Source organism: Pseudonocardia sp. (genome assembly GCF_025465255.1).
In the GTDB taxonomy this organism is placed as follows: domain Bacteria; phylum Actinomycetota; class Actinomycetes; order Mycobacteriales; family Pseudonocardiaceae; genus Pseudonocardia.
Genome location: NZ_JAODNI010000062.1, coordinates 1 through 7118, shown reverse-complemented (window position 1 = coordinate 7118; position 7118 = coordinate 1). Strand labels below are relative to the sequence as shown.

The window sequence follows — 7118 nt, the reverse complement described above, 5'->3', positions numbered from 1 at the left end:
GCTGCTCGACCAGCCGCAGCCGCAGGTCGGCGCCGAGCGGGAAGTACGGCTTGCCGCCGCCGATGAAGGCCGGCACCACCCTCGGGCGGAACTCGTCGATCAGGTCCAGCAGCGATGCAGCCAGACCGGCGCCGCCGACGGACAGGTCGCCGTCGGTCTCCTTCTTGAGCCGGACCACTTCGTCGATCGCATCGGCGCGGCGCACTAGCCGGCACCCGGGCGCGACCGACTCCAGCGAGTCGGAGAACACGATCCGCGGCGTCGCGGCGTACTCGCGGGCGAATTCCGCCTCCACCTCGGGCCCGTCGGCCCGCTCCGGCGCCGTCAAGAACTCCTCCATGACCTCATAGAGGCCGCGGCCGAACAGGAACGCCGCCGTCTCACGGGTCTGCTGGTTGGCGAAGCGGTGCACCTCCTCGTCCGGCTCGGAGAAGGCGATGCCGCCGGTCAGGTCCTCGATGTAGCCGTCGAGGGAGATGTTCATCGTGTAGCTGAGAGTGCCCATGGGGAAGTAGACCGCCCGGCTCACCCAAACTCATCGTCAGCGGGTCTGGAGAGCACCAAGATCGCCTTCCGGTGCCGCCGCGCCGCAGCGCCTCGCGCCCGCCTCCCACCAGGTTGGAAAGAGCTCAGTGTTTCGGTGGTGCTGGTTGGTCCAGGACTGGCCGATATCTTCTGGAGCGATGTATCCGGGGGCCCGGCAGGTCCGCTGGCTCTGGTGCGTTGACCAGGTTCCCGACGACAGGAGTGCCAGGGCATGGTGGAGAACATCGCGAGCGTGGCCGGCCCCCCGCTGGGGATGCGCTACGAGGTCTCGGGCGGAGCGATGCTGCTGCACCGGTCCGGCACCGGGGGTCCGCCCGCGGTGTTCCTGGCCGGCGGTGGGATGTTCGGCCTGTACTACTGGAACGTGCACAACCTCGTCGCGGAGTTCACCACGAGCGTGATCTACGACCGGCTCGGCATGGGTTGGAGCGACGTGGTGGGCCTTCCGCGCAGCGGCACGCAGGTGACCGATGATCTGCACGAGCTGCTGCGTGCCGCGTCCGTGCCCGGACCGTACGTGCTGGTCGGGCATTCACTCGGCGGCCTGTACGCGCGGCTTTACGCGAAGCGATTCCCCGGCGAGGTCGTCGGCCTGGTCCTGCTCGACCCGACTCACGAGGACATCGTCGACTACCTGTCGGAGGAGAAAGCGCAGCGGCTGCGGGACTCGAACACCGACGACCTGTTCCCGCCCGAGCAGCTGGACGCGATGCGGACCGCGTACCGGACCACGTTCGGCCGGGCGCTCGCCGACTGGCCCGCCGAGATCCGCGAACCGCTGCTGGATCAGGGGTTTAGCCGCGAGGGCTACCGGCAGTCCCTGCGGGAGCCGATGAACCTGCCGCGGCTGTTCGGCGAGGTCCGCGACGCCGGCCCCGATCCCGACGTGCCGCTGATCTTCGTGTCCGCCATGGGGACCGACACGTTCGCCGAGGAGCTGGTGCCGTCCGAAGCGCACGCATCGCTGGCCGAGTCCAACCAGACCAAGCACCGGCTGTACACCGACCTGGCCGCGGCGCTCCCCCGAGCCCACGTTCGCCGCCTGGACGATGCCGGGCACTCGGGCATCGTCTGGCTCCGCCCGGACGCCGTGGTTCAGGCAATCTGTGACACGCTGTCGCGCTGATCAAACGCCAACGGTGAGGTGGATGCCGCCGGTGCGGGCCATGTCCAGGTTCGATGAGAGTCAGGCCCGGCAGACGACCGGTTTGAACTGAGGTCTCGCCTGCGCGGCAGGGGCCTCGGGCTGGCGGCCGTCTCGGCGTGCCGTGAGGAGATCAGCGCCCCCGCCGCACTTCCCCGATCTCCGAGCGGTGTCGGGTGCGGGCGGAGCCCCGCTGCACGTGCAGCGGTGGGATCAACCGGGGCATCATCGCGAGGTGGACACCGACGATCGCCCAAGGCCGTCTCCGGTCGAGCTGGTCGAAGGCGCGTTGGCGCGCGTCGAGCAGAGGCAGGACCTTCCGCCCGATCCACCCGGAAACGAATGGGGTTTCGCGCTCGGGGTGCTCTTCGCGCTTGGCGCCACCGGCCAGCTGGACGAGTCCACGGTCCATCACTACGAGACCCGCATTCAGGCCGAGATAGCAGCGTCCTACCGCGGCCCTGGCCGCCGCGCTCCTCGGCTTCTTCGTGATCACCCTCGATGCCGTCATCGTCAACGTGGTGCTGCCATCGATCCGCCAGGACCTGGGCTGCGGGGTGACCGGGCTGCAGTGGGTCGTCGACGGCTACACGCTGATGTTCGCCGCCCTGCTGCTGTCGGCCGGGTCGTTGAGCAACCGGATCGGCGCACGGCGCGCGTTCGGGCTGGGCCTGGTGGTGTTCGTACTGGCGTCGGCGGCCTGCGGCCTGGCCCCGACCCTGGCCAGCCTGGTCGCGGCGCGGCTGGTGCAGGGCGCGGCGGCCGCGGTGATGATGCCCTCGGCGATGGCGCTGCTGCGCGAGGCGTTCCCCGATCCCGGCCCGCGCGCCCGCGCGCTGGCGGTGTGGGCGATGGGCGGGGCGGTGGCCTCGTCGGCGGGTCCGGTGCTCGGCGGCGTGCTCGACGTCCTCGACTGGCGGCTGATCTTCTTCATCAACCTGCCGGTCGGAGCGATCGCGCTGGCGCTGCTGGCCCACACTCGGCCCTCGCCGCGCCGACCGGCGGCCTTCGACTGGGCCGGTCAGGTCACCGCGGTCCTGGCGATGGGCGGGCTCACCTACGGAGCGATCGAAGCCGGAGCGGTCGGCTTCGGTGATCCCCGTGTGGTGGTCGCTTTCGTGGTGGCCGTCGGCGCGCTCGTCGGGTTCGTGCTCACGCAGTCCCGCGTGGCGCATCCGATGGTCCCGCTGGAGTTGTTCCGGTCCCGGCCGGTTGTGGTCACCGTGATGATCGGGTTCGCGTTCATGATCGGCTACTACGGGTTGCCGTTCGTGTTCAGCCTCTACCTGCAGCAGGTCCGCGGCCTCTCTCCGCTGGGCACCGGCGTGGTGTTCCTGCCGATGATGCTGATCGGGCTGGCGCTGACCCCGTTCACCGCCCGGCTCGGGCAGCGGTACGGCCGCCCGGCCCTCATCGCCACCGGCCTGGTCGCCATGACGGTCGGGCTGGTCGTCCTGGCCCTGATGCCGGCCACAGCGCCACCCTGGGCGCTCGGGCTGCTGATGATCCTTGTGGGTCTCGGCGGGCCGCTGGTCATGCCCCCGACCATGGCCGTCCTGCTCGACCACGCCCCGGACCGGCGCGCCGGCACCGCCAGCGGACTGTTCAACACCAGCCGCCAGATCGGTGGCGCGCTGGCCATCGCGGTGTTCGGTGGCCTGCTCACCGACCCCGACACCTTCCTGGACGGGGTGCGCACCAGCCTGCTGATCGCCGCCGGGATCGTCGCCCTGGCCACGGCCGCAAGCCTGCTGCTTCGGGCCCCGCGCACCTCCCCGTCCGTCACCAACCCGTCCGTCACCAACCCTGTCCCGGCGAAGGAGACGTCATGACCGACTGGACCACCGCCGAGCTCGACCGCGTCGACGGCGCCGACGAACTGCAGATCACCACCGCCCGCCGCGACGGGTCACTGCGCTCCTGGGTGCCGATCTGGGCCGTCCGCGTCGGCAACGAGTTGTTCGTGCGGTCCTACCGCGGCACCGACGGCGCCTGGTACCGCCACGCCACCCAGCTGCCGAACGGTCGAATCCGCGCCAACGGCATGGAGCGCGGCGTCGCCTTCGACTCCGCCGACGAGAACTCCACCACCGCTGTCGACGAGGCCTACCGCGCCAAGTACGCCCGCTACGGCAGCACCTACCTGCGGCCCATGCTCGCCGAGCAGGCGAGGCCGGCAACCCTGCAGCTCACCCCGCGCGACTGACCACGACCAGAAAGGGACACCCCATGGCAGAGACCGAGAAGACCGAACCGTCCGGCGCGCAGAAGGCCTTCGGTGACTTCGCCCCGGCGATGGTCGGCCTCACCGACGACGTGCTGTTCGGGCAGGTCTGGGAGCGCACCGAGCTGTCACCGAAGGAACGCAGCCTGATCACCGTCGCGAGCCTGGTGACCAGCGGCAGCACCGAGCAGCTCGTCTACCACCTCGGGCTCGCGAAGGACAACGGCGCCACCGAGACCGAACTGATCGAAGCGATCACCCACCTGGCCTTCTACGCCGGCTGGCCCAAGGCCATGTCGGCGATGGCCGTGGCCAAGCAGGTCTTCCAGGCGGCCTGAACGCCGCACCAGCACACCAACCGGCACCCACACTCGAAAGCAGGAAGAACATCATGCGAGGAGCTGTCCTCCACGCCCCCGGTGACGTGCGCTTCGAGGAGCGCGACGACCCGAAGATCCTCCAGCCCACCGACGCGATCATCCGCATCTCCGCCACCTGCGTCTGCGGGTCGGACCTGTGGGACTACCGCGGCATCAACCCCGTCAACCAGGCCACCCCGATGGGCCACGAGTACGTCGGCGTCGTCGAGGAGATCGGCGACGACGTCACCACGATCAAGCCGGGCCAGTTCGTCATCGGCTCGTTCTTCGCCTCCGACAACACCTGCCCCATCTGCCAGGCCGGCTACCAGAGCCGGTGCGTGCACAGCGAGTACGTCGGTGCCGGTGGCGCGCAGGCCGAGCTGTTGCGTGTCCCGCTGGCCGACGGCACCCTGGTCGCCACCCCCGACACCCCGTCGGTCGACCTGATTCCGAGCCTGCTCGCCGCCTCCGACGTCCTCGGCACCGGCTGGTACGGCGCCGTCGCCGCCGAAGCAGGACCGGGCAAGACCGTCGCCGTCGTTGGTGACGGCGCGGTCGGTCTGCTCGCCGTGCTCGCGGCCAAGCAGCTCGGCGCCGAGCAGATCATCGCCATGAGCCGCCACGAACCCCGGCAGAAGCTCGCCCGCGAGTTCGGCGCCACCGACATCGTCACCGAGCGCGGCGACGAGGGCGTCGCCCGGATCAAGGACCTCACCGACGGTCTGGGCGCCCACTCGGTGATCGAGGCGGTCGGCACCCAGGAGTCGATGATGCAGGCCATCCGCTCCACCCGGCCCGGTGGGCACGTCGGCTACGTCGGGGTCTCCCACGGCGTGCAGCTGCCCGGCGAGGAACTGTTCTTCTCCGCCACCCACCTGCACGGCGGACCCGCCCCGGTGCGCCGGTTCCTGCCCGAGATGATCGACCTCATCTGGCAGCGCCGGATCGACCCCGGCAAAGTCTTCGACCTGACCCTCCCACTCGACCAGGCCGCCGAGGGCTACGCCGCCATGGACGAGCGCCGCGCCATCAAGACCCTGCTCCAGCCCTGAGCCGTGTCGACCACCTTGGTGCGTCCAAGGGGTCGGCCAGTGACCCTCGGATCGGATGACGGGTCGCTGCCGCTCGCCCCAGCCGCGCCCAGGGCAGGTCACCCGTTGTCAGTGACTACGGGGTTGGCCAGGCGCGCGGAGGACCTCGATCTCGTGATCAGCCGCGCCGAGTTGCCGGTGCAGCTCGGCGAGCTGGCGGGCGTGCTCGGTGTCGCGGCGCTCCGCCGCGGCCGAGAGATCGGCGCGGAGCCCCCGGACGGTCTCGGCGTGTTCCGCCGCGACCTGGTGTCGGGCGGCGGTGGTGTCGCGCCGGATCCGGTCGAGTTCGGCCTGGTGCTCGGTGCGCCGCGCGGCCAGCGCGGCGTCGCGGGCGGCCAGCTCGGTGCGGTGGTCCTCGACCAGGCTCCGGCGCTGCGCCCGTTCCTCGTCCAGGGCGCTGTCGCGGGCGCGGAGGGTGGCGGTCAGGGACGCGACCTGGTCGCGGAGCTCCCCGGCCTGGGCCGCGGCGGCGTCGGCGAGTTCCTCCAGGACTTCGAGGGGCTCCCCGTGCTCATCACCGTTCCGACTGCGGCCCGACTGCTCGGCATCAGCCGCGCCTCGGCCTACCGCTATGTCGAACTCGGCATCATCCCGTCCAAGCGGATGGGCGGTCGAATCTACGTCCTACGGGATCAGCTACGCGAGCTGATCGAAGCCGCATGACAGGCAACAGGCGGAGCGGCGGGCCTGCCCGGAAGCGCACCAGTGCCCAGCGCGGCCTCCGGGGCACGGTCTACCGGCGAGGTAGCAAGTGGGCCTACATGATCGACCTCGATGCCGACCTTCTCACGGGGAAGCGCCAGCAGCGAGCCAAGTCTGGGTTCGAGACCGAGCAGTCGGCGTGGGATGCGCTCGCCGAGGCTAACGCCGAGCTTCGCACTGACGCCTATGTGGCCCCGTCCAAGCGGACTGTCAGCGAGTTCTTCGACGAGTGGCTCGCAGGCATCCAAATGAGCGTCAAACCCACAACGTTCGCAAATTATTCGACCTACGCTCGCGCCTACGTGGTCCCTGTCATCGGTTCGCGGAAGCTGCAGGACCTCGAGCCGGCGACCATCACAGCCTTCTACCTCCATCTCCTCACACACGGCCATAGACGGCGCGCGACCAACCACGCGATGTATGAGTGGTGGATTTCAGAGACCGCAGCGGGCAGATCGGTCCGGCCGACGGATCTAGCCAAGAAGGTCGGGGTCACCTACTCCGCCGCCTCCAACGCCATCCGGCGATACAGAGCAGGCAGGATCCCGCCGGTACAGACCACCGGGTTATCGGCGCGCGCCGTGGCAAGCGTCCACGTCATGCTCCACCGAGCCCTACGTGACGCAGCGGCCGCGAAGTACATCCGTTCCAACCCGGCCGCGCTGGCCGAGGTTCCCCGAGCAGAACGCCAGCCGCATTCCACATGGACCCCGGCACAGCTGGGACAATTTCTGCGCCACGTACAGGGCGATCGCCTGTACGCGATGTGGCTGTTGTTCGCGACGACCGGCGTACGGCGCTCGGAAGCAGTCGGCGCGGTCCGGTCGGCCTTCGACGCCGAGGCCGGAACGATCACGGTCGTGAGCACCCGTGTGATCGCTGGCGGGAAAGCGCAATCCTCCACCGGCAAGACCAGACGTAGTCGCCCGGGAGACAAGGTCGTGTTGACCGGGACGATGCAACGCGGTCGAGCCGAGATCGTGGAACACGCGACAGCCGTCGGCCTCCGAATGACCACCGCGGTCAGCAAGAAGACCAGCGTCGTCGTC

General features: G+C 69.9%; 9 protein-coding genes. 7 read left to right on the top strand and 2 right to left on the bottom strand.

The features are described from left to right. A partial coding sequence (locus JWP64_RS06550) for a dihydrofolate reductase family protein (RefSeq protein ID WP_297493555.1) occupies window positions 1–529 on the bottom strand: 529 nt, incomplete at its 3' end. 228 nt (window positions 530–757) lie between these two features. On the opposite strand from JWP64_RS06550, the gene JWP64_RS06545 reads away from it, so the two are divergent. Further along, a complete protein-coding gene (locus JWP64_RS06545) occupies window positions 758–1672 on the top strand; it encodes an alpha/beta hydrolase (protein ID WP_297493552.1) in 915 nt (304 codons plus the stop codon). A gap of 151 nt (window positions 1673–1823) precedes the next feature. On the opposite strand, the gene JWP64_RS06540 is transcribed toward JWP64_RS06545, so the two are convergent. Further along, complete coding sequence (locus tag JWP64_RS06540) at window positions 1824–2186, bottom strand: hypothetical protein (protein ID WP_297493549.1); 363 nt, start codon at window positions 2184–2186, stop codon at window positions 1824–1826. Here JWP64_RS06540 and JWP64_RS06535 point away from each other — a divergent pair. The 6 genes from JWP64_RS06535 to JWP64_RS06510 all read left to right on the top strand — a co-directional run. Further along, entirely contained in the window at window positions 2179–3522 is a 1344-nt protein-coding gene (locus tag JWP64_RS06535; RefSeq protein WP_297493547.1) for an MFS transporter, read from the top strand. The two genes, JWP64_RS06540 and JWP64_RS06535, sit on opposite strands and share 8 nt — an antisense overlap. Beyond that, window positions 3519–3896 (top strand): DUF2255 family protein, encoded by a 378-nt coding sequence (locus tag JWP64_RS06530; protein WP_297493545.1) that lies wholly within the window; start codon window positions 3519–3521, stop codon window positions 3894–3896. The genes JWP64_RS06535 and JWP64_RS06530 overlap by 4 nt, the downstream gene beginning before the upstream one ends. 23 nt (window positions 3897–3919) lie before the next feature. Further along, a complete protein-coding gene (locus JWP64_RS06525) occupies window positions 3920–4252 on the top strand; it encodes a carboxymuconolactone decarboxylase family protein (protein WP_297493543.1) in 333 nt (110 codons plus the stop codon). Between the two features lie 53 nt (window positions 4253–4305). Continuing rightward, entirely contained in the window at window positions 4306–5328 is a 1023-nt protein-coding gene (locus tag JWP64_RS06520) for a zinc-dependent alcohol dehydrogenase family protein (RefSeq protein WP_297493541.1), read from the top strand. A gap of 153 nt (window positions 5329–5481) precedes the next feature. Next, window positions 5482–6030, top strand: a complete 549-nt coding sequence (locus tag JWP64_RS06515) for a helix-turn-helix domain-containing protein (RefSeq protein WP_297493539.1) — start codon at window positions 5482–5484, stop codon at window positions 6028–6030. A 98-nt stretch (window positions 6031–6128) separates the two neighbouring features. Continuing rightward, window positions 6129–7118: Arm DNA-binding domain-containing protein (locus JWP64_RS06510; RefSeq protein ID WP_297493537.1), on the top strand; the 990-nt coding region annotated here is incomplete at its 3' end.